The organism is Aurantimonas sp. DM33-3 (assembly GCF_014334315.1).
In the GTDB taxonomy this organism is placed as follows: Bacteria; Pseudomonadota; Alphaproteobacteria; order Rhizobiales; family Rhizobiaceae; genus Aurantimonas; species Aurantimonas coralicida.
Genome location: NZ_JACSGS010000006.1, coordinates 204,926 through 224,064, shown reverse-complemented (window position 1 = coordinate 224,064; position 19,139 = coordinate 204,926). Strand labels below are relative to the sequence as shown.

The window sequence follows — 19,139 nt, the reverse complement described above, 5'->3', positions numbered from 1 at the left end:
TTTAGGCTTAAACAAATTCATCGGAGGTCGTCATGACCCCATCTGCCAGCCCTCGCCACGTCTTTGTCACCGGCTCGACCCGCGGGATCGGCCACGCCATCGCCGCCGCCTTCGTGGCCGCCGGCGACCGGGTGACGGTGCATGGCCGCAGCGCCGAAAGCGCCGAGCGGGCCCGCGCCGAACTCGGCGCCCATGCCGGCGTCGCCGCCGACGTGACCGACGCCGAAGCGCTGGAAGCCGCCCTTGCGAGCGCCGCCGAACGCGCCGGGCCGGTGGGAGTGCTGGTCAACAATGCCGGCGCCGCCGAGACCGCACCGCTGGCGCGCCTCGACGTCGACCAGATGCGGCGGATGATGGCCCTGAATGTCGAGCCGGTGCTCACCGCGATCCGCGCCGTCGTTCCGACGATGAAGGCGGCTGGCACGGGCCGCATCGTCAGCGTCGCCTCGACCGCCGGGCTCAAGGGCTATGCCTATGTGGGCGCCTATACAGCGGCCAAGCACGCCGTCATCGGCCTGACCCGCTCGCTGGCGCTGGAGCTGGCCACCGCCGGGATCACCGTCAATGCGGTCTGTCCCGGCTACACCGACACGGCGCTGATCGCCGGCTCCCTCGACCGGCTCGAGGAAAAGACCGGCCGCGACCGCGATGCGATCCTGAAGGATTTCACCCGGGTCAATCCGCTCGGCCGGCTGATCCGCCCCGAGGAGGTCGCCGACAGCGTGTTGTGGCTGGCCGGAGCCGGTGCCAGCGGCGTCACCGGCCAGGCGATCGCGATTGCGGGAGGCGAATTGTGAGTGTCACCCGGCAGACCCCGATCGACCATATCGACGCCGAGTCCAAGGTGGGCGAGAGCCCGCAGGATCACCGCGCCGAACTGCGCCTGTGGCTGCGCCTCCTGACCTGCGCCAACCTCGTCGAGGCCGAGATCCGCAAGCGCCTGCGCGAACAGTTCGGCACCACCCTGCCCCGCTTCGACCTCATGGCCCAGCTCGAACGCTCGTCCGATGGGATCCTGCTCGGCGAGCTGTCGCGGCGGATGATGGTCTCCAACGGCAATGTCACCGGCCTCGTCGACCGCCTCGTCCAGGAGGGGCTGATCGAGCGTCAGGTCTCCGAGCACGACCGGCGCTCGGCGCGGGTGCGCCTCACCGAGCAGGGCCGCGCGACCTTCGCCCGCATGGCCCGCGCCCACAGCGACTGGCTGGCCGAACTCCTCGCCGGCATCTCGCCGGAGGAGCAGACCGAACTCTGGTCGCGGCTCGGCGACCTCAAGCACTCGGTCCATGGCGCCAGCCGCGCCGGACCCGCACCAACACAGCCAGAGGACGAATGATGAAGCGCCAGAACGCGATCGCCGCACCGTTGCGGGACTTCGTGCCCGAGCATTTCCGCCTCGCGATCGACAACGGCATCGCGGTGATCACCCTCGACCGGCCGGATCGCAAGAACCCGCTGACCTTCGAGAGCTATGCCGAGCTGCGCGACACCTTCCGGGCGATGCGCTTCGACGAGGACGTCACCGCCATCGTCGTGACCGGCTCGGGCGGCAATTTCTCCAGCGGCGGCGACGTCTTCGAGATCATCGAGCCGCTGACGAAGATGGAAGCGGCCGAACTGCACGCCTTCACCACCATGACCGGCGATCTCGTCAAGGAGATGCGCGCCTGTCAGCAGCCCGTCATCGCTGCCGTCGAGGGCATCTGCGCCGGCGCCGGCGCGATCATGGCGATGGTCTCCGACATGCGGATCGCGGGCAGCGGCGCCAAGGTCGCCTTCCTGTTCAACCGCGTCGGCCTTGCCGGCTGCGACATGGGCGCCTGCGCGATCCTGCCCCGCATCATCGGCCAGGGCCGCGCCTCCGAACTGCTCTATACCGGCCGCTTCATGAGCGCCGAGGAAGGCGAGCGCTGGGGCTTCTTCAACCGGCTGACCGAAACCGGCGGCGCGCTGGGCGCCGCGATGGAGATGGCGGCGGCGCTCAACGAGGGCCCGACCTACGCCAATTCGGTGACCAAGCGCATGCTGCAGATGGAATGGGCGATGGGCGTCGACGAGGCCATCGACGCCGAGGCGATCGCCCAGGCCCTGTGCATGAAGACCGGCGATTTCCGCCGCGCCTTCGAGGCCTTCGCGGCCAAGCGCAAGCCGGTCTTCGAGGGCAACTGACGATGGCCGACCGCAGCTTCCTCGACTGGCCCTTCTTCGACCAGAGCCACCGCGACCTCGCCCGCAAGGCCGAGGACTGGGCTGCCGCCAACGTCGCCGGCCTCGTCGATCACCACGATGTCGACGGATCGTGCCGGCGGCTCGTGGCGGCCATGGGCAAGGCCGGTTTCCTCGCCCATGCCGCGCCGCAGGACGGCCGCTTCGACGTGCGCAGCCTGTGCATCCTGCGCGAGACCTTCGCCCGCTTCGACGGCCTCGCCGACTTCGCCTTCGCCATGCAGGGGCTCGGCACCGGCGCCCTGACCCTTCACGGCAGCGACGCCCAGAAGAACTCCGTGCTGCCCGGCGTGCGCGACGGCACGGCGATCGCCGCCTTCGCGCTGACCGAGCCGGAAGCCGGCTCCGACGTCGCCGAGATCGCCCTCGCCGCCACACCGGTGGGCAACGACATGGTCCGTCTCGACGGCGAGAAGACCTGGATTTCCAATGGCGGCATCGCCGACCATTACGTCGTCTTCGCCCGCACCGGCGAGGCGCCTAGCGCCAAGGGCCTTTCGGCCTTCTGCGTGCCGGCCGATACGCCGGGCCTGACCATCGCCGAGCGGCTCGACACCATCGCCCCGCATCCCCTCGCCCGCCTCCGCTTCGAGGATTGCCGGGTGCCGGCGTCGAACCGCATCGGAGAGCCCGGCGCGGGCTTCAGGATCGCCATGGCGACGCTCGACGTCTTCCGCACCACGGTGGGCGCTGCCGCCCTCGGCTTTGCGCGCCGGGCGCTCGACGTAACGCTGGATCGCGCCCGCTCGCGCAAGCTGTTCGGCGCGCCGCTTGCCGACATGCAGCTCACCCAGACGGCCCTTGCCGAGATGGCGACGGCGATCGACAGCGCCGCGCTCCTCGTCTACCGCGCGGCCTGGACCCGCGACAGCGGCGCGCCGCGCATCACCCGCGAGGCCGCCATGGCCAAGATGGTCGCCACGGAGAACGCCCAAGGGGTCATCGACCGCGCCGTCCAGCTGCATGGCGGCGAAGGCGTGCGCTCCGGCTCCGTACCCGAGACGCTGTACCGCGAGATACGCGCCCTGCGCATCTACGAGGGCGCGACCGAAGTCCAGAAGCTCATCATCGCCCGCCAATTGCTGTCGCAAGCCGCCTGAGGAGATCGCCCATGCCCGCCTCCTGCCATGTCGACACCTTCGTCCTGGACAACCTGCCGCCCACGGCCGAGCAGCCGGACTTCATCAATCTCGACCGGCTCGGCTATCCCGAGCAGCTGAACGCTGCCGCCGAACTCGTCGACCGCCATGTCGCCGAAGGTCGCGGCGAGCGGCTTGCCATCCGCGCGCCCGGCGTGCGCTGGACCTATGCCGAACTCGCCCGGACCATCGACCGGATGGCCAATGTCCTGACCGGCGAACTCGGTCTCGTGCCCGGCGGCCGGGTTCTCCTGCGCTCGGCCAACAACCCGACCCTGATCGCGCTCTACATGGCGGTCATCAAGGCCGGCGGCATCGTCGTCGCCACCATGCCGCTGCTGCGCGCGCGCGAGCTCGTGCAGATCCTCGACAAGGCCGAGATCGGGCTCGCTTTGTGCGACGCGGCCCTGGTCGACGAAATGGACAAGGCCGCGAACGCCGCCGCCCGGCCCGTCCGGATCGTCACCTGGGAGGGCCTTGCCGGCGGTGATCTCGGTGCGCTGATGGCAGGTGCGCCCGACCGCTTCGAGGCGGTTGCCTCGCGCGCCGACGATCCCTGCCTCTTGGGCTTCACCTCGGGAACGACCGGCCTGCCCAAGGCGACGATCCACTATCACCGCGACCTCTTGGTCATCTGCGACTGCTATGCCCGCGACGTGCTGCGCGCGGGCGCCGACGACGTCTTCATCGGCTCGCCGCCACTGGCCTTCACCTACGGCCTAGGCGGTCTCGTCCTCTTCCCGTTCCGGATCGGCGCCTCGACCGTGCTGCTCGAACGCGCCGGACCTCCGGACCTTGCCGCCGCCATCGGCGAATATGGCGCGACGGTCTGCTTCACCGCCCCCACCGCCTATCGCGCCATGCTGGCGAAGATCGACGAATACGACCTGTCGTCCCTGAAGAAATGCGTCTCCGCCGGCGAGACCCTGCCGCGCCCGACCTTCGACGCCTGGCTGGAGGCCACCGGCTTGAAGCTGATGGACGGTATCGGCGCGACCGAGATGCTGCACATCTTCATCGCCGCGCCGCAGGAGGCGATCCGCCCGGGCGCCACCGGCAAGCCCGTGCCGGGCTACGAGGCGCGAATCGTCGATGCCTCCGGCCAGGCGCAGCCCGCCGGCACCGCGGGCCGCCTCGCGGTGCGCGGCCCGATCGGCTGCCGCTACCTCGCCGACCGGCGCCAGGCCGTCTATGTCGAGAATGGCTGGAACATCACCGGCGACACCTATGTCGAGGACGAGGACGGCTATTTCTGGTTCCAGGCCCGCAACGACGACATGATCGTCTCGGCCGGCTACAACATCGCCGGTCCCGAGGTGGAGGCCGCACTTCTCGCCCATCCGCTGGTGCTGGAGGTCGGCGTGGTCGGCGCCCCGGACCCCGAGCGCGGCCGCATCGTCAAGGCCTTCATCGTCCTGGCCGACCCGTCGGCGGCCGGGCCCGATCTCGCCAAAGAGCTGCAGGACCATGTGAAGCGCGAGCTCGCGCCCTACAAATACCCACGCTCGGTCGTCTTCGTGGACGCCTTGCCCAAGACCGGTTCGGGAAAACTGCAGCGCTTTGCATTGCGCCAGCAGGCGGAGGCCGAAGCCGAGGACGCGACCCAGGGAGTGAACGCGTGAACATCAACCAGCCGATCGGCGCCAGTCCGACCCCTTCGTCCGAAGCCGGTGACGACGCCGCGCTCGATACCCTGCAGCCGCCGGGCTGGAAGAAGCCCCGCGGCTACGCCAACGGCATGGCCGGTCGCGGCCGGCTGGTGCTCACCGGCGGCCTGATCGGCTGGGACGAGACCGAGACCTTCGCCGACGGGTTCATTCCGCAGGTCGAACAGACCCTTCGCAATGTCCTTGCCGTCGTCGCCGAAGCCGGCGGTGGGCCGGAGCATATCGCCCGCCTCACCTGGTATGTGCGCAGCATCGCCACCTACCGCGCCTCGACCGCTGAGCTGGGGGCTGCCTATCGCCGCGTTCTCGGCCGGCACTATCCGGCCATGGCCTTGGTCGAGGTCTCCGATCTGGTCGAACCCGAGGCGCTGGTCGAGATCGAGGCCACCGCCATCGTGCCCGACTAGGCCGCGGCTCCGACCCGCACCGTTTGCGCCCCAGACTTTCAGACAGATCCCGGCCCCGTGCCGCGCCACCACGACAGGAACCCCGCCATGTCCAACGCTTCGGCCGCTGCGCCTTCGCCGTCTGCGTCTCCGTCCGCCGGTTTCGACTGGGCCGATCCGTTCCGGCTCGAGGACCAGCTCTCCGAGGATGAGCGGCTGATCTTCGAGACCGCCCGCTCCTATGCCGAGGAGAAGCTGCGGCCGCGCATCGTCGAGGCTTATCGCAACGAGACCACCGACCGGTCGATCTTCAACGAGATGGGCGAACTCGGCCTGCTCGGCCTGACCCTTCCCGAGGATTATGGCTGCGCCGGCGCGTCCTACGTCTCCTACGGCCTCGTCGCACGCGCCGTCGAGGCGGTGGATTCGGGCTATCGCTCGATGATGAGCGTCCAGTCCTCTTTGGTGATGTATCCGATCTTCGCCTATGGCGACGAGACCCAGCGCCGCAAGTACCTGCCGAAGCTCGCCACCGGCGAATATGTCGGCTGCTTCGGCCTGACCGAGCCAGATGCCGGCTCCGATCCCGGCGGCATGACCACGCGGGCCGAGAAGATCGACGGCGGCTACCGCCTGTCGGGCGCCAAGATGTGGATCTCCAATTCGCCCATCGCCGACGTCTTCGTCGTCTGGGCGAAGTCCGCCGCCCATGACAACAAGATCCGCGGCTTCATTCTCGACAAGGGCATGAAGGGCCTCTCGGCGCCGAAGATCGAGGGCAAGCTGTCGCTGCGCGCCTCGATCACCGGCGAGATCGTCATGGACGGCGTCGAGGTCGGCGAAGACGCGCTGCTGCCGAACGTGTCGGGGCTCGGCGGTCCCTTCGGCTGCCTCAACCGGGCCCGCTACGGCATCTCCTGGGGCGCCATGGGGGCGGCCGAGGATTGCTGGAAGCGGGCGCGCGACTACACGATGGAGCGCACCCAGTTCGGCCGCCCGCTGGCCCAGACCCAGCTGGTCCAGAAGAAGCTCGCCGACATGCAGACCGAGATCGCGCTGGGGCTGCAGGGCTCGCTTCGGGTCGGCCGCCTGTTCGACGAGGGGGCCATGGCGCCAGAGATGATCAGCCTGGTCAAGCGCAACAATTGCGGCAAGGCGCTGGACATCGCCCGCACCGCCCGCGACATGCATGGCGGCAACGGCATCATGGGCGAGTACCACGTCATGCGCCACGCCCAGAACCTGGAGACCGTCAACACCTACGAGGGCACGCACGACGTCCATGCGCTGATCCTCGGCAAGGCCCAGACCGGCCTTCAGGCCTTCTTCTGAGCCGCGCCGTAGAGAACGACACGAGGAACGACGAGGCATGAGCCCGATGGTGGATGCGGCAATCACGGATTTCGACACGGCCTATGGCAATGCCGGCGCGATTGCCGGGGCCGAGACCTATCCGCCGCGCTGGCGCGAGCGGGCAGCCGCTTTCCGGCAGGAGCTGGAAGCCGCCGGTCGCGCCCGCCTCGCCTGCCCCTATGGCGACGGCGAACGGGCGGTTTACGATCTCTTCCTGCCGGAGGGCACGCCCGCCGGTCTCGCCGTCTATGTCCATGGCGGCTACTGGAAGGCGTTCGGCCGGTCCGAATGGTCGCATCTGGCGGCCGGCGCGCTGGCGCGCGGCTTTGCCGCCGCCATGCCGTCCTATCCGTTGTGCCCGACGGTCCGAATCGCGGAGATCACCCGTCACGTCGGGCAGTTCCTCGACACGGTCGCCGCGGAGGTCTCCGGCCCGATCCGCCTGTCCGGCCATTCGGCGGGCGGCCATCTGGTGACGCGGATGATCTGCACGGATTCGCCGCTCTCCGAGGCGACCGCCGCCCGGATCGACCGGGTCCTGTCGATCAGCGGCGTTCACGACCTGCGTCCGCTCCTGAAGACGCAGATGAACGAGATCCTGGCCCTCGATCTCGCCGAAGCCCGCGCCGAAAGCCCGGCGCTGCTCGAACCGCACGGCAATGCCGCCCTCACCTGCCTCGTCGGCGGCGACGAACTGCCCGAATTTCGCCGGCAGAACACGCTGCTTGCTAGCGCCTGGCGCGGGCTCGGCCTGCGCACCGCGGCGATCGAAGCGCCGGGGCGGCACCATTTCGACGTCATCGATGCATTGGAAGACCCCGCCAGCGACGCGGTTGCGCTGCTGGCGGGGTGACAGGCGTTCGGCTTAGCGGGCGGTGGCGAGGCCGAGGATCAGCCCGGTGGCCGCGGAGATCAGCAGATACTGGTTGTCGACCTTGATCCAGTTCTGCCCCCGGCCGGGCGCACGCAGACCGTGCCGGCGGAAATCCCGCACGCTCTGGTGACGCTTCCAGTTGCCATAACGCTGGCCGGACCGGAACTTGGCCCGTGCAGCGGTGGGGCGCTGCGCCCGATGACGCTGTGCGCCGTGGTCGCGGGACTGGCTCTGCTGTGCGGTGGGACGGTTGTTGTCGTGCCGGCTCTGGGCCTGTGCCTGGGCCATCGGCGCGGCCAGCATGGAGACGGCTGCGATGGCGATGAGTGTGCGCTTGAACATGATATGTGTCCTCGTTGGTGGTGAGAGGACGGTAGGCCTCGGCACATGAACCGCATATGAACCAGTATGTTACGAAGTGTAACCGCAGTCATGGTTGAAGTACGGAGCATTGCGTTACCGCCTGCGGCTCCGCCAGGGGAAGCGAAGGCCGAACGCGTCAGGCGTCCTGCGCCGACGGCCAGACCGTGCGCACCGTCTCGATGAAGGCGGCGGCGACATCGCTCGGCCGGCGGTTACGCGGCGAGAACAATTCGAACTCGCAGGTATAGCCGATCTCCTCCGGCCGGATCGCCCGCAGCATGCCGGCCGCCACCCCCTCGGCCGCGTAATGGTTCGGCAGGAGGCCGATATAGCGGCCGGACTGGATCAGGATGAGCTGCGGCTCGATCTGGAAGACCGTCGCCTCGACGCGCCAGTCGAGCTGGCGCAGCGTGTCCTCGTCGCGCCAGTAGCCACGGTGAACGAAGGGCATGGCCGCCAGACGCGCATCGGTCAGCTCGGCATCGTCGGCGTCAAACGCCTCGTGCAGACGCCCGCAATAGAGACTGTGGCGCTCGTCGTGCAGCCGGTCGTAGACGATGCCGTCGATCCGGTTGCGATAGCTGCCGATGGCGCAGTGATATTGCCCGTCGAGCACCTTCTGCTGCAGATCCTGCGGCCGCTCCTGGGCGATCACCAGCCGAACGTGCGGCGCGATCCGGCCATAGGCGGCGATGACGTCGGCAAGGCGGTTGGCCGGATCGGAGACCACCGCATCGAGAATGCCGATCCGCAATTCGCCGCGCAGCTCGCCCCGCACCGAGGCAACATCGGTGGAAAAGTCCTGGAGCGCCTTTTCCAGCTGGCGCCCCGCCTCCCAGACCGCCCGGCCCTTCTCGGTCATGTGGAAGCCGCCGCGGCCGCGCTGGCACAGGACGAAGCCCAGTCGCTCCTCCAGCGCCGTCATGTGGTTCGAGATGGTGGACTGGCTGACATTCAGATCCACCGCCGCGGCCGCGAAGCCGCCATGCCGCACCACCGCGTCGAAGACCTGCAGCAGGCGAAGATCACTTCCGGAAACGCGCATGAGCAACCGCACCACTTTGACGTTTTTCAATGTTTGAATTGATAGGCCGATATTCCACCATGCGTCCAGCGCGGCACATGATGAGGAAAAGGGCACAGGCCTGGTTTGAGCAATCCGCAAGCAGCCGGTCGCTGCCATCATCCGGTGAGCGGGCTGTCGGAGAGAGTATCCATGATCCGTTTGGAGGCGGCGATATCCCGGTGAGAGGCCCGTCGAGCTTCGTGCAGAACCCCGTTGAGGCTGCGCCGTGCACGGGCCGCATGTCGCGGCGTGCCAATGGCAATACGGCTTGCCGGTGACCGCGCCGCTGCCCAATCCGTTGCTGACCGCCGTCTCGGTGCCGCCCATCGCGCGCGCCGGCCGATGGATCGCCGCCTATGACGGAAGCCACGGTCCGCTGATCGACTGCAGCCAGGCCGTTCCGAACCATGCCCCACCGGCCGGCTTCGCCACGCGCCTGGCCGAAGCCGCCGCCTCGGCGGCCGGCGCCCGCTACGGCGACATTCTCGGCGACCGCGCCTTGCACGAGGCCTATGCCGGCCATGTCGCGGCGCGCTACGGCACGCCCGTCGCGGCGGGCCGCGTCGCCGTCACCAGCGGCTGCAACCAGGCCTTCTTCGCCGCCATGCTGACCGTTGCGCGCGCCGGCGACGTGGTCGTGCTGCCGGCGCCCTGGTACTTCAATCACAAGATGACGCTGGAAATGCTCGGCATCGAGGCGCGCCCGCTGCAGACCGAGGCGGCCGACGGCTTCCTCCCCTCCGTCGCCGGGCTGGAGGCGGTGCTCGACCCGCGTTGCCGGGCGCTGGTGCTGGTCAGCCCGAACAACCCGACTGGCGCCGTCTATCCGCCGGAACGCCTCGCCGAACTCCTGGACGTCTGCGTGTCGCGCGGGATGTATCTCGTCCTCGACGAGACCTACCGCGACTTCCTCGATCCCGCGCTCGGCAAGCCGCATGAGCTCTTTGCCCAAACCGACGCACGCGAAAACCTGGTCGCGCTCTATTCCTTCTCCAAATCCTACGCCATTCCCGGCCACCGGGTGGGCGCCATGATCGCCGGCGAAGCGACCATCGCCGAGTTGGAAAAGGTCATCGACTGCATCCAGATCTGCGCGCCCCGCCCGGCCCAGGCGGCCCTGCCCTGGGCCATCGAGGAACTGGCCGACTGGCGCGACGCAAACCGCGACGAGATCGCACGGCGGGCCGACATCTTCCGCGCCGCCTTCGCCAGCCTGCCGGGCTGGGAGCTCGACCAGATCGGCGCCTATTTCGCCTATGTGCGCCATCCCTTCGCGGACCGGCCGGCCGAGGCCGTCGCCGAGGCCCTGACGCGCGAACTCGGTGTGCTGGTCCTGCCCGGCAGCTTCTTCGGCCCCGGTCAGGACCGGCATCTGCGGATTGCCTTCGCCAATGTGGATGCGGACGGCATCCGCGAGATGGCGCGCCGGATCGGTCTCGGCCTGTCCGCCGGCGCCTTTGCCAACGAACCAGACCGTCCAGCGAGGAATCTTCATGGATAGCGGCAAACTGGAAGCGCTGCGCCAGCGCTTCGCCGGCGACAACGAGCGGGTCATCTACGACAAGGGCTTCGCGGCCGTGGCCGACCGGCTCTTCGACCCCAGGGGCACCCGCGTCGCCCCCTATGCCGGCGTTCCGACCCTGCTCGACGCCCCCCATCGCGCCATCGATTGGGCCGCGCCGGATCTCTCAAACCTCGACGTCGCGATGATCGGCGTGCCGATGGATCTCGGCGTCACCAACCGCAATGGCTCGCGCTTCGGCCCTCGCGCCCTGCGCACCATGGAGCGCGTCGGTCCCTACAATCACGTCCTCAAGACCATGCCGACGGCCAGTCTCAAGGTCGCCGACATCGGCGACGTGCCGTTCCGCAGCCGCTTCGATCTCGCCACGTCCCACGAGGATATCGAGCGCACCGCCGCGACGATCGCCAAGGCCGGCGTCCTGCCGCTCTTCGTCGGCGGCGACCATTCGATCACCCTGCCGATCCTGCGGGCACTGGGCGCCGACCGTCCGGTCGGCATGATCCATATCGACGCCCATTGCGACACGTCCGGGCCCTTCGACGGCTGCAAGTTCCACCATGGCGGCCCGTTCCGGCAGGCGGTACTGGACGGCGTGCTCGATCCCGAGCGCACCATCCAGATCGGCATCCGCGGCGCCTCGGAGTATCTGTGGGAGTTCTCCTTCGAATCCGGCATGAGCGTCATCCATGCCGAGGAGATCCCGGGGCTCGGCCTCGATGCGGTGATCGCCAAGGCCCGTGCCGTCGTCGGCGACGGTCCAGTCTATGTCTCCTTCGACATCGACAGCCTCGATCCGGCCTTCGCCCCCGGCACCGGCACGCCGGAGATTGGCGGCCTGACGACCCGCGAAGTGCAGATGATCCTGCGCGGCCTCGCCGGGATCAACATGATCGGCGGCGACGTGGTCGAAGTCGCACCGCAATACGACGCCACCACCAACACCGCCCATGCCGGCGCGCAGATGCTGTTCGAGCTTCTGAGCCTTCTGGATTTCACGCCGGACCGTTCCGGCGCTGCCCGCTGATCGACGTCACGTAACAACCAAGGAGATGAAGTCATGACCCGGAAGTCCCCGCTCATCCTGAACCGGCGGCATCTGCTCGCCGCAGCCGGCGCCGCGGGCGCCACGCTGGCCATGCCGTCGATCCTCAGGGCTCAGGAGAAGAGCCTGAAGGTCGGCGTCTATGGCGGCTATTTCAAAGATTCCTTCGACAAGAACGTCTTCCCGGCCTTCACCGAAGCCACCGGCATCGCCGTCGAGAGCGTCGCCGAGCCGACCGGCGAAGCCTGGCTGGTGCAGCTCGAGCAGGCCGCCCGCGCCGGTGTCGCGCCGGCCGACGTGTCGATGATGTCCCAGGTCGCCATGCGCAAGGGCCTCGCGACCGAGCTGTGGCAGCCGCTGGACATGGACAGGATCGCCAACTCCGGCGACGTCCTGCCGCCCTTCGTCGTGAACTACCCCGACGGCCGCGTCGCCGGCGTCGGTGCCGTGGCCTGGTACATCAACCTCGTCACCAACACCGACACCTATCCGGACGCGCCGGAAAGCTGGGCTGCGCTGTGGGACCCGGCCAACAAGGAGAAGCTCGGCCTCCTCGCCCTCGTCTCCAACTCGTTCCTTCTGGAAGTCACGGCCAAGACCTTCTTCGGCGGCACCGACGTGCTCGACACCGAGGAAGGCATCCTGAAGGTGATGGACAAGCTCGCCGAGGTGAAGCCGAACGTCCAGCTCTGGTACCGCGACGAAGCCCAGTTCGAGCAGGCGCTGAAATCCGGCGAAATCCCGATGGGCCAGTACTATCACGACGTCACGGGCCTCGCCGCGGCCGACGGCTTCCCGGTCCGCTCGACCTTCCCGAAGGAAGGCGGCATTTCCGACTCGGGCTGCTGGGCGATCTCCAAGGCCTCCGAGAAGGGCGACGTCGCCCACGAGTTCATCGACTACATGACCCAGCCGGAGGTCCAGAGCCTGCTCGCCCGCAAGGTCGGCACGGCCCCGGTGATCAAGCGCGACCTTCTCGATCTGACCGACGAGGAATTCGCGGCGGTCTCCTCCGAGATCGACCCGATCGTTCCGCGCTATGATCTCTATGTCGAGAAGTCCGACTGGCTGAACCAGAAGTGGACCGAACTCATCGTCGGCTGAGCCCGTCCCCCGCCCATTCACCGGCCGCCTCGACAGGGGCGGCCGGACCCCAGAACCAGGAAACGTCCAGGCCGATGAGCGCACTCGAACTTGCCAACGTCACCAAGCGCTACGGCTCGGTCCTCGCCGTCGACGACGCCGTCCTCGACGTGCCGGCCGGCAGCTTCGTCTGCCTGCTCGGGCCGTCGGGCTGCGGCAAGACCACCTTGATGCGGATGATCGCCGGCCTCGAAACCCCGACCGCCGGCACCATCCGCTTCAACGACGAGACCATCAACGACCGCCCGGTCCACCGCCGCGACTTCGGCATGGTGTTCCAGTCGCTGGCGCTGTTTCCGCATCTGAGCGTCGGCGAGAACATCGCCTATCCCCTGAAGATCCGCGGCCGGCCCCGCGCCGAGCGCGATGCCCGCGTCGTCGAACTGCTCGATCTCGTTCGCCTGCCCGGGGTCGCCGATCGGTCGGTGGCGCAATTGTCGGGCGGCCAGCGCCAGCGCGTCGCCATCGCCCGGGCCCTCGCCGTCTCGCCCAAGCTCTTCCTTCTCGACGAGCCCCTGTCGGCCCTCGACGCCAAGCTGCGCGAAGCGATGCAGGTCGAACTGCGCCAGCTGCAGGAGCGGCTCGGCATCACCACCATCGTCGTCACCCACGACCAGCGCGAAGCCATGACCATGGCCGACACCATCGTCGTCATGAAGGGCGGCCGCATCCAGCAGATGGACCGGCCGATCGACATCTACCGCCGGCCTGCCAACGCCTTCGTCGCCGACTTCCTCGGCCAGACCAATCTCCTGACCGCACATGCAGCCAATGGCGGCGCGACCATCGCCGACGCGCCGGTCCCCGGCCTGACGCTGCCGGCCGGCTGCGCCACGGCGGAGATCTCGATCCGGCCGGAGGACGTCAGCGTCGAGCGCGAAGGCGCCGCGCCCCTGCCCGCCACCGTCGAGTTCGTCCGCGACATGGGCTCGGCCGTCGAGGTGTATCTAGCCACCGCCGCCGGCCGCATCGTCGCCCAGCGCGCCGCCGGCCGGAACGATCTCATGGTCGGCGACAACGTCTCGCTGGCGCTCGATCCCGCCGCCATCGTCGTCTTCCCCGCCGGAGCCACCGCGTGAGCGCCGCCGCGCCCGGAACGAAGGCCGGAGGCTGGCGTGAACAGGCGCCGCTGATCTTTCCGGCGCTGATGCTGCTCGCCTTCTTCGTCGTGCCCTTCGGCCTGATGATCGCCGTCTCGCTGTTCGAGCGGGTCGCCGGCGGCTTCTACCAGCCGGTGCTGACGACGGCGAACTATGCCCGCTTTCTCAGCCTGTTCTTCGGCAAGATCCTCGTCTTCTCGCTCGGCCTGTCGGCGCTGGTTTCGGCGCTCTGCCTGATCGTCGGCGCGCCTTTCACCTATCTGCTGACCAAGCTCCGCCGGAGATGGCAGGTGCCCTGGCTGGTGGCGATGCTGGCGGTTCTCTCCCTGTCCGAGGTGATCATCGGCTTTTCCTGGTCAACGCTGCTCAGCCGCACCGCCGGTCTCTCCAACCTGTTCGTGTCCCTCGGCCTGATGGACAACCCGGATGCCTGGACGCCCGGCTTCTTCGCCGTCCTCTCCGGCATGACCTACCAGGCCTTCCCCTATGCGGTGCTGGTGCTCTACCCGTCCTTCTCCCGGCTCGACCCGTCGCTGGCAGAGGCCGCCCGCACCCTCGGCGCCTCGCCGCTCAGGGCCTTTTTCACGGTGATCCTGCCGGCGCTGCGGATGGCGCTGATCGCCACCTTCATCATCGTCTTCGTCTTCGCGCTGGGCGCCTATCTCCTGCCGCAACTGCTCGGCCGGCCGGAGCACTGGACTCTTTCGGTGCTGATCACCGACCAGGCGATCTACCAGTCGAACATGCCGTTCGCAGCGGCGATGGCGGTGTTCCTCGTGGTCACCAGCCTGTCGCTCGTGCTGCTGACCACGACGCTCGGCCGGAAGGGACGCGCGGCATGATCGGCACGTTCCTGACCCGCCTGTTCTTCGCCGCCATCGGGCTGTTCATGGCGGCGCCCATCGTCGTCATCGCCGGTGTCTCGATCAACGAAAAGCGCAGCCTGACCTTCCCGCCCGAGGGTTTTTCGCTCGCCTGGTACGGCCAGATCTTCGCCGACGACGGCTGGCGCGGGGCCTTGACCACCTCGGTGCTGATCGCGCTCGGCGCGGCGAGCATCGCCGTCCTCATCGCCCTGCCGATCGCCTATGCGCTGTGGCGCCGGGTCACGGCGATCGGCCGGGCCGTGCAGTTGCTGGGCGTCTCGCCCTTCGTCCTGCCGCCGGTGATCACCGCTTTGGGCGCTTTGTCCTTCTGGGCGACGATGGGCGGCTATGGTGCCTGGTACACGGTGGTCATTTCCCACGCGATCTTCTTCACCAGCCTGCCGCTGGTGACCATCTCGCTCGGCTTCCAGACCATCGATCGCGAGGTGACCGAGGCCGCGCGCACTATGGGCGCCAACGACCGGACCATCCTGACGACCATCGTGCTGCCGATGATCGCGCCTTACATCATCTCGGGCTTCGCCTTCGCCTTCGTCCTCTCGCTGAACGAATACATCGTCGCCTACATGACGGTGGGCTTCACGCTGGAGACGGTCCCCATCAAGATCTTCAACGCCCTGCGCTACGGCTACACGCCCACCATGGCCTCGGTCTCGATCCTCTTCGTCGCCGTGGCGGTGGTGGTGTTCGGCTTCGTCGCGCGCTTCGGCGACCTGCCGCGCCTCCTTGGCGCCTGGTCCAACGGAGACGGCAAGTGAAGGTCGCCGCCATCCAGATGGACGCCGCGATGACCGGCGCGGCCGACCGGCACGCGGCGATCCTGCGCAGCCTCGAGGACGCGGCCGCCGCCGGCGCCGACCTCGCCGTCCTGCCCGAACTCGCGCCGACCGGCTACGGCGCCGGCCAGATGATCGCCGACACCGCGAAGGACGCAGACGCCGGCCTTGCCGAGTGGCAGGATGCATCCGACCAGCTCGGCATCGGCATCGTCATGGGACTTGCGATCCGCACGGCTCACGGCGTCGACAATGCCGCCGCGCTGATTACACCGGGCCGCGCGCCGGTCCTCTACGCCAAACGCATGCTCTATGGCGACTACGAGAAGGGCCTGTTCCGGCCGGGCGATGCGCCCTCGCCCATCGTCGAGATCGCCGGCCTGCGCTGCGGCCTGCTCGTCTGCTTCGACGTGGAATTCCCCGAGCTGTGCCGCGACCTCGCCCTGCGGGGCGCAGAGGCGATCATCGTGCCGACGGCATTGCCCAGGAGCGACGGCGCGCGCTTCATCGCGCAGAACGTCGTGCCGGTGCGCGCCTTCGAGAACCAGCTCTTCGTCGTCTATGCCGATCATTGCGGCAGCGACGGCACCTTCGCCTATCAGGGCCTGTCAGTGATCGCGGCCCCGGACGGCTCGGTTCTGGCCTCGGCCGGTGAAAGCGACGCGGCGACGATCCTCGCCGATCTCGACCCCGCGGCCTACGGCGCCAGCCGCGATCAGAACCCGTATCTCGCCGAGGTCAGAGCCCACCTGCCGACCGGTCGCTGACGCTCCCCGGAACAAGCCCGCGTCACCCAGCCGGCATCGGTTCCGTCCCGTCAGACTAACGCCGCTGCCGCCGGGCGCGCAGCGCCTTGTCGATCTCCATGACGACCAGCACCGACAGCGCCATCGGCACCAGCAGCGCCCATTGCTCCCACGGGATCGGCGCAAGATCGAGTACGTCGCGCAGGCCCGGCGTGAAGGCGGCGCCGATATGGATCGCCTGCGCCGCGACGATCGAGGCGAGCAGCGGCCAGTTGTTCGCCAAGGGCACCCGGAACGCCGAGATCGTCTCCGACCGGCAATTCATCACATGGACGTTCTCGAAGGCGACCATCAGGAACAGAAGGACGTTGCGCGCCTCGAACTCGCTCCAGCCGGCCGAAATCGCCCAGGCGAAGACGAGATAGCCGACGATGCCGATCACCGCGCCCGACAGGGCCGTCTGGCGGATCATCAGCCCGTCGAAGATCGCCTCGCCGGTGCGCCGCGGCGGCCGCGACAGGAGGCCCGGCTCCGGCTTCTCCAGCGCGAGGGCGACATGCTGGCCGCCATTGGTCACGAGATTCAGCCAAAGCAGCTGCACGGCCGTCAGCGGCACCGGAAAGCCGGTGAACAGCGCCATCAGGAAGAACACCGCCTCGGCCGCGCCAGTGCTGATCGCCAGATAGATCACCTTGCGGATATTGGCATAGGCGGCGCGACCCTCGTGAATGCCGGCGGTGATCGAGGCGAAATTGTCGTCGGTCAGGACGAGATCGGCCGCGTCGCGCGCCGCATCCGTGCCGTCGCGCCCCATCGCGACGCCGAGATCCGCCCGGTGCAGCGCCGGCGCGTCGTTGACGCCGTCGCCGGTCATCGCGACGACATGGCCGCCGCGCTGCAAGGCCTCGACGATCCGCACCTTGTGGGCCGGCTCGACCCGGGCAAACACGGACGTCGCGGCGATGCGCGCGTCGGTGCCCGTCGCCGGGTCGTCCATCTGGCGGCCGGTCATCACGTCTTCGGGCCGGGCTGCGATGCCGAGATTGCGGGCGATCGACAGCGCCGTGGCCGCATGGTCGCCGGTGATCATCTTCACCGCGACGCCGGCCCTGCGGCAATCGGCGACGGCCGCCTTCGCTTCCGTGCGCAGCGGGTCGATAAAGCCGACGAGGCCGAGAAGGGTCAGCCCTTCCAGCGGCTGGTCCATCGGCGGCAGGCGACCCGCGGTCTCGTCGCGGCCGAGGGTCCTGGCGGCAACCGCCATGACCCGATAGCCCTGCCCGGCCATCTCGTCGGCGAGCGCCAGCACCGCGTCCACATCGACGCCGAGGCAGCGCGGCACCAGCACTTCCGCCGCGCCCTTGACGTGCAGGCGGAGGGTGCCGCCCTCCTCATCGAGGCTCGCGGCATATTTGCGCTCGGCGGAGAACGGCAATTCGGCCATCCGCCGTGCTGCGTGGCGCAGCCCTGTGACGTCGAGCCCGGTCTTCATCGCGAGAACGAGAAACGCCAGGTCGACGGTGTCGCCACTGCGCCCCGCCTCGCCGCCGTCCGGATCGAAGGCGGCGTCGTTGCAGAGCGCGGCCGCGGCGGCCAGTTCCCGGGCTGCCTCCTGTGCCGGCGGGACGAGCGGCACCTCGTCCTGCAGCAGCCGGCCACCCAGATCGAAGCCGGCGCCCTCGATCGCGACGGCGCCATGCCCGGGCAACCACAGCCGCTTGGCCGTGAGCTGGTTGCGGGTCAGCGTGCCGGTCTTGTCGGTCGCGACCACCGTACAGGCGCCCAGGCCCTCGACGGCCGGCAGGTGCCGCACGATGACGTTGCGCCGGGCCATCCGGCGCGTCGCCACCGACAGGGCGACCGTGACGGCCACCGGCAACCCCTCGGGAATGACCGAAACGGCCAGCGCCACCGCCACGAAGAAGGTCGCCTGCAGCGAGGCCCCCGTGCTGAATTGCTGGGCGACGACGACCGCCACCAGGGCGAGTGCGACGAGGCCGAGCATGCGGGTGAAACGGTCGAGCTTGACGGTCAGCGGCGGCGGCGCCGAGGCTTCCTGCAGCGAGCCGGCGATCCGTCCGAGCTCGGTCTGGGTGCCGGTCGCCACGACAACCGCCTGGCAGCGTCCGCGATGCAGCGTCGAGCCGGCGAACAGCATGGTCGCCCGCTCGGCAAGCGGCGTGTCCGGTGCCAGCACACCACCGGCGGCCTTTTCCACCGGCAGCGATTCCCCGGTGAGCGAAGATTCGTCGGCCTGGAGTTCGGACGCGGACAGGAGGCGCAAATCGGCCGGGACCCGGTCCCCGGCCTCCAGGATCACCACGTCGCCGGGCACCAGCGCCTTGCTGTCCGTCAGACGCACCGCCCCCTGCCGCCAGACGCGGCAGACGGTGGTGATCGCCGTGCGCAATGCGGCGGTATTGGCTTCCGCGCGCGATTCCTGCGCCGCCCCGATGGCGGTGTTTATGGCCAGGACGATGAAGATGAAGACCGCCTGGTCAATCTCCGCAAGGACGAGCGATACGGCCGCAGCGGCGAGCAGCAGATAGATCAGCGGGCTTTTCAACTGACCGAGGACGATCAGCGTCAGCGAGCGCGACGGCGGCTCCGGCAGCGCGTTCGGGCCGTACTCGGCGAAGCGCCGTGCCGCCTCGGCATCGTCGAGCCCGGCGGCGGCGGTGCCGAGCCTGCCGAAGGTCGCGGCCTCGTCGAGCGCGTGCCATCCATCCGCCGGCCGCTGGCCCGGCTCCGGATCTGCGCTCATGGGGCTCATCGGATCGCTCACAGTCATTGCGCGGCCCGGATCTCGGCGTGAGGGGTGGTCGTGCCGGCAGGATACACCCCGC

The 19,139-nt window shown here is 68.9% G+C and carries 18 protein-coding genes; 15 read left to right on the top strand and 3 right to left on the bottom strand.

Annotated elements, in window-relative coordinates; all coding sequences use genetic code 11:
* Positions 1 to 32: 32 nt before the first annotated feature.
* The 8 genes from H9Q09_RS11015 (at position 33) to H9Q09_RS10980 (ending at position 7,624) form a co-directional block, all read left to right on the top strand.
* The gene (locus H9Q09_RS11015) at positions 33 to 797 is read left to right on the top strand and encodes an SDR family NAD(P)-dependent oxidoreductase (protein WP_187391049.1); all 765 of its coding nucleotides are present in this window, start codon (positions 33 to 35) and stop codon (positions 795 to 797) included.
* On the top strand, positions 794 to 1,336 hold the full coding sequence (locus H9Q09_RS11010) for a MarR family transcriptional regulator (protein ID WP_187391048.1): 543 nt from the start codon (positions 794 to 796) through the stop codon (positions 1,334 to 1,336). The genes H9Q09_RS11015 and H9Q09_RS11010 overlap by 4 nt, the downstream gene beginning before the upstream one ends.
* Positions 1,333 to 2,169 (top strand): enoyl-CoA hydratase family protein, encoded by an 837-nt coding sequence (locus H9Q09_RS11005; RefSeq protein ID WP_187391047.1) that lies wholly within the window; start codon positions 1,333 to 1,335, stop codon positions 2,167 to 2,169. The genes H9Q09_RS11010 and H9Q09_RS11005 overlap by 4 nt, the downstream gene beginning before the upstream one ends.
* A 2-nt stretch (positions 2,170 to 2,171) precedes the next feature.
* Positions 2,172 to 3,326 carry an acyl-CoA dehydrogenase family protein gene (locus H9Q09_RS11000; RefSeq protein ID WP_187391046.1) on the top strand — a complete coding sequence of 385 codons (1,155 nt, stop codon included), beginning with the start codon at positions 2,172 to 2,174 and terminating at the stop codon, positions 3,324 to 3,326.
* Positions 3,327 to 3,337: 11 nt separating this feature from the next.
* A complete protein-coding gene (locus tag H9Q09_RS10995; protein ID WP_187391045.1) occupies positions 3,338 to 4,987 on the top strand; it encodes an AMP-binding protein in 1,650 nt (549 codons plus the stop codon).
* A gap of 14 nt (positions 4,988 to 5,001) precedes the next feature.
* Positions 5,002 to 5,439, top strand: coding sequence for a RidA family protein (locus tag H9Q09_RS10990; RefSeq protein WP_244495431.1), 438 nt, complete (start codon positions 5,002 to 5,004; stop codon positions 5,437 to 5,439).
* Between the two features lie 87 nt (positions 5,440 to 5,526).
* On the top strand, positions 5,527 to 6,750 hold the full coding sequence (locus tag H9Q09_RS10985) for an acyl-CoA dehydrogenase (RefSeq protein ID WP_060576928.1): 1,224 nt from the start codon (positions 5,527 to 5,529) through the stop codon (positions 6,748 to 6,750).
* 37 nt (positions 6,751 to 6,787) lie between these two features.
* A complete protein-coding gene (locus H9Q09_RS10980; RefSeq protein ID WP_187391044.1) occupies positions 6,788 to 7,624 on the top strand; it encodes an alpha/beta hydrolase in 837 nt (278 codons plus the stop codon).
* 12 nt (positions 7,625 to 7,636) lie between these two features.
* Here H9Q09_RS10980 and H9Q09_RS10975 read toward each other — a convergent pair whose 3' ends face one another.
* Together H9Q09_RS10975 and H9Q09_RS10970 are read right to left on the bottom strand one after the other, a co-directional pair.
* Complete coding sequence (locus H9Q09_RS10975; protein WP_187391043.1) at positions 7,637 to 7,987, bottom strand: RcnB family protein; 351 nt, start codon at positions 7,985 to 7,987, stop codon at positions 7,637 to 7,639.
* 157 nt (positions 7,988 to 8,144) lie between these two features.
* A complete protein-coding gene (locus H9Q09_RS10970; RefSeq protein ID WP_210315310.1) occupies positions 8,145 to 9,053 on the bottom strand; it encodes a LysR family transcriptional regulator in 909 nt (302 codons plus the stop codon).
* Between the two features lie 295 nt (positions 9,054 to 9,348).
* On the opposite strand from H9Q09_RS10970, the gene H9Q09_RS10965 reads away from it, so the two are divergent.
* The 7 genes from H9Q09_RS10965 (at position 9,349) to H9Q09_RS10935 (ending at position 16,314) form a co-directional block, all read left to right on the top strand.
* Positions 9,349 to 10,575 (top strand): aminotransferase, encoded by a 1,227-nt coding sequence (locus H9Q09_RS10965; protein ID WP_187391082.1) that lies wholly within the window; start codon positions 9,349 to 9,351, stop codon positions 10,573 to 10,575.
* On the top strand, positions 10,568 to 11,623 hold the full coding sequence (gene speB / locus H9Q09_RS10960) for an agmatinase (RefSeq protein ID WP_187391041.1): 1,056 nt from the start codon (positions 10,568 to 10,570) through the stop codon (positions 11,621 to 11,623). The genes H9Q09_RS10965 and speB overlap by 8 nt, the downstream gene beginning before the upstream one ends.
* A gap of 33 nt (positions 11,624 to 11,656) precedes the next feature.
* Positions 11,657 to 12,745: an ABC transporter substrate-binding protein gene (locus tag H9Q09_RS10955; protein WP_187391040.1), complete on the top strand. Its 1,089-nt coding sequence runs from the start codon at positions 11,657 to 11,659 to the stop codon at positions 12,743 to 12,745.
* Positions 12,746 to 12,819: 74 nt separating this feature from the next.
* Positions 12,820 to 13,863, top strand: coding sequence for an ABC transporter ATP-binding protein (locus tag H9Q09_RS10950; protein ID WP_187391039.1), 1,044 nt, complete (start codon positions 12,820 to 12,822; stop codon positions 13,861 to 13,863).
* Positions 13,864 to 13,931: 68 nt separating this feature from the next.
* Positions 13,932 to 14,726: an ABC transporter permease gene (locus tag H9Q09_RS10945; RefSeq protein ID WP_187391081.1), complete on the top strand. Its 795-nt coding sequence runs from the start codon at positions 13,932 to 13,934 to the stop codon at positions 14,724 to 14,726.
* Positions 14,723 to 15,529, top strand: a complete 807-nt coding sequence (locus tag H9Q09_RS10940) for an ABC transporter permease (RefSeq protein ID WP_187391038.1) — start codon at positions 14,723 to 14,725, stop codon at positions 15,527 to 15,529. Before H9Q09_RS10945 ends, H9Q09_RS10940 begins: the two co-directional genes overlap by 4 nt.
* Positions 15,526 to 16,314: a carbon-nitrogen hydrolase family protein gene (locus H9Q09_RS10935; RefSeq protein ID WP_187391037.1), complete on the top strand. Its 789-nt coding sequence runs from the start codon at positions 15,526 to 15,528 to the stop codon at positions 16,312 to 16,314. The genes H9Q09_RS10940 and H9Q09_RS10935 overlap by 4 nt, the downstream gene beginning before the upstream one ends.
* Positions 16,315 to 16,369: 55 nt before the next feature.
* Here H9Q09_RS10935 and H9Q09_RS10930 read toward each other — a convergent pair whose 3' ends face one another.
* The gene (locus H9Q09_RS10930) at positions 16,370 to 19,057 is read right to left on the bottom strand and encodes an HAD-IC family P-type ATPase (RefSeq protein WP_210315309.1); all 2,688 of its coding nucleotides are present in this window, start codon (positions 19,055 to 19,057) and stop codon (positions 16,370 to 16,372) included.
* Between the last annotated feature and the right edge of the window lie 82 nt (positions 19,058 to 19,139).

Bases quoted from the DNA above. Each gene is read 5' to 3' on its own strand.
- H9Q09_RS11000 (WP_187391046.1), top strand. From the start codon at position 2,172: ATGGCCGACCGCAGCTTCCTCGACTGGCCCTTCTTCGACCAGAGCCAC.
- H9Q09_RS10940 (WP_187391038.1), top strand. From the start codon at position 14,723: ATGATCGGCACGTTCCTGACCCGCCTGTTCTTCGCCGCCATCGGGCTG.
- H9Q09_RS10950 (WP_187391039.1), top strand. From the start codon at position 12,820: ATGAGCGCACTCGAACTTGCCAACGTCACCAAGCGCTACGGCTCGGTC.
- H9Q09_RS10985 (WP_060576928.1), top strand. From the start codon at position 5,527: ATGTCCAACGCTTCGGCCGCTGCGCCTTCGCCGTCTGCGTCTCCGTCC.
- H9Q09_RS10970 (WP_210315310.1), bottom strand. From the start codon at position 9,053: ATGCGCGTTTCCGGAAGTGATCTTCGCCTGCTGCAGGTCTTCGACGCG.
- speB (WP_187391041.1), top strand. From the start codon at position 10,568: ATGGATAGCGGCAAACTGGAAGCGCTGCGCCAGCGCTTCGCCGGCGAC.
- H9Q09_RS10975 (WP_187391043.1), bottom strand. From the start codon at position 7,987: ATGTTCAAGCGCACACTCATCGCCATCGCAGCCGTCTCCATGCTGGCC.
- H9Q09_RS10980 (WP_187391044.1), top strand. From the start codon at position 6,788: ATGAGCCCGATGGTGGATGCGGCAATCACGGATTTCGACACGGCCTAT.
- H9Q09_RS10995 (WP_187391045.1), top strand. From the start codon at position 3,338: ATGCCCGCCTCCTGCCATGTCGACACCTTCGTCCTGGACAACCTGCCG.
- H9Q09_RS11015 (WP_187391049.1), top strand. From the start codon at position 33: ATGACCCCATCTGCCAGCCCTCGCCACGTCTTTGTCACCGGCTCGACC.
- H9Q09_RS11005 (WP_187391047.1), top strand. From the start codon at position 1,333: ATGATGAAGCGCCAGAACGCGATCGCCGCACCGTTGCGGGACTTCGTG.
- H9Q09_RS10945 (WP_187391081.1), top strand. From the start codon at position 13,932: ATGCTGCTCGCCTTCTTCGTCGTGCCCTTCGGCCTGATGATCGCCGTC.
- H9Q09_RS10930 (WP_210315309.1), bottom strand. From the start codon at position 19,057: ATGAGCGCAGATCCGGAGCCGGGCCAGCGGCCGGCGGATGGATGGCAC.
- H9Q09_RS10955 (WP_187391040.1), top strand. From the start codon at position 11,657: ATGACCCGGAAGTCCCCGCTCATCCTGAACCGGCGGCATCTGCTCGCC.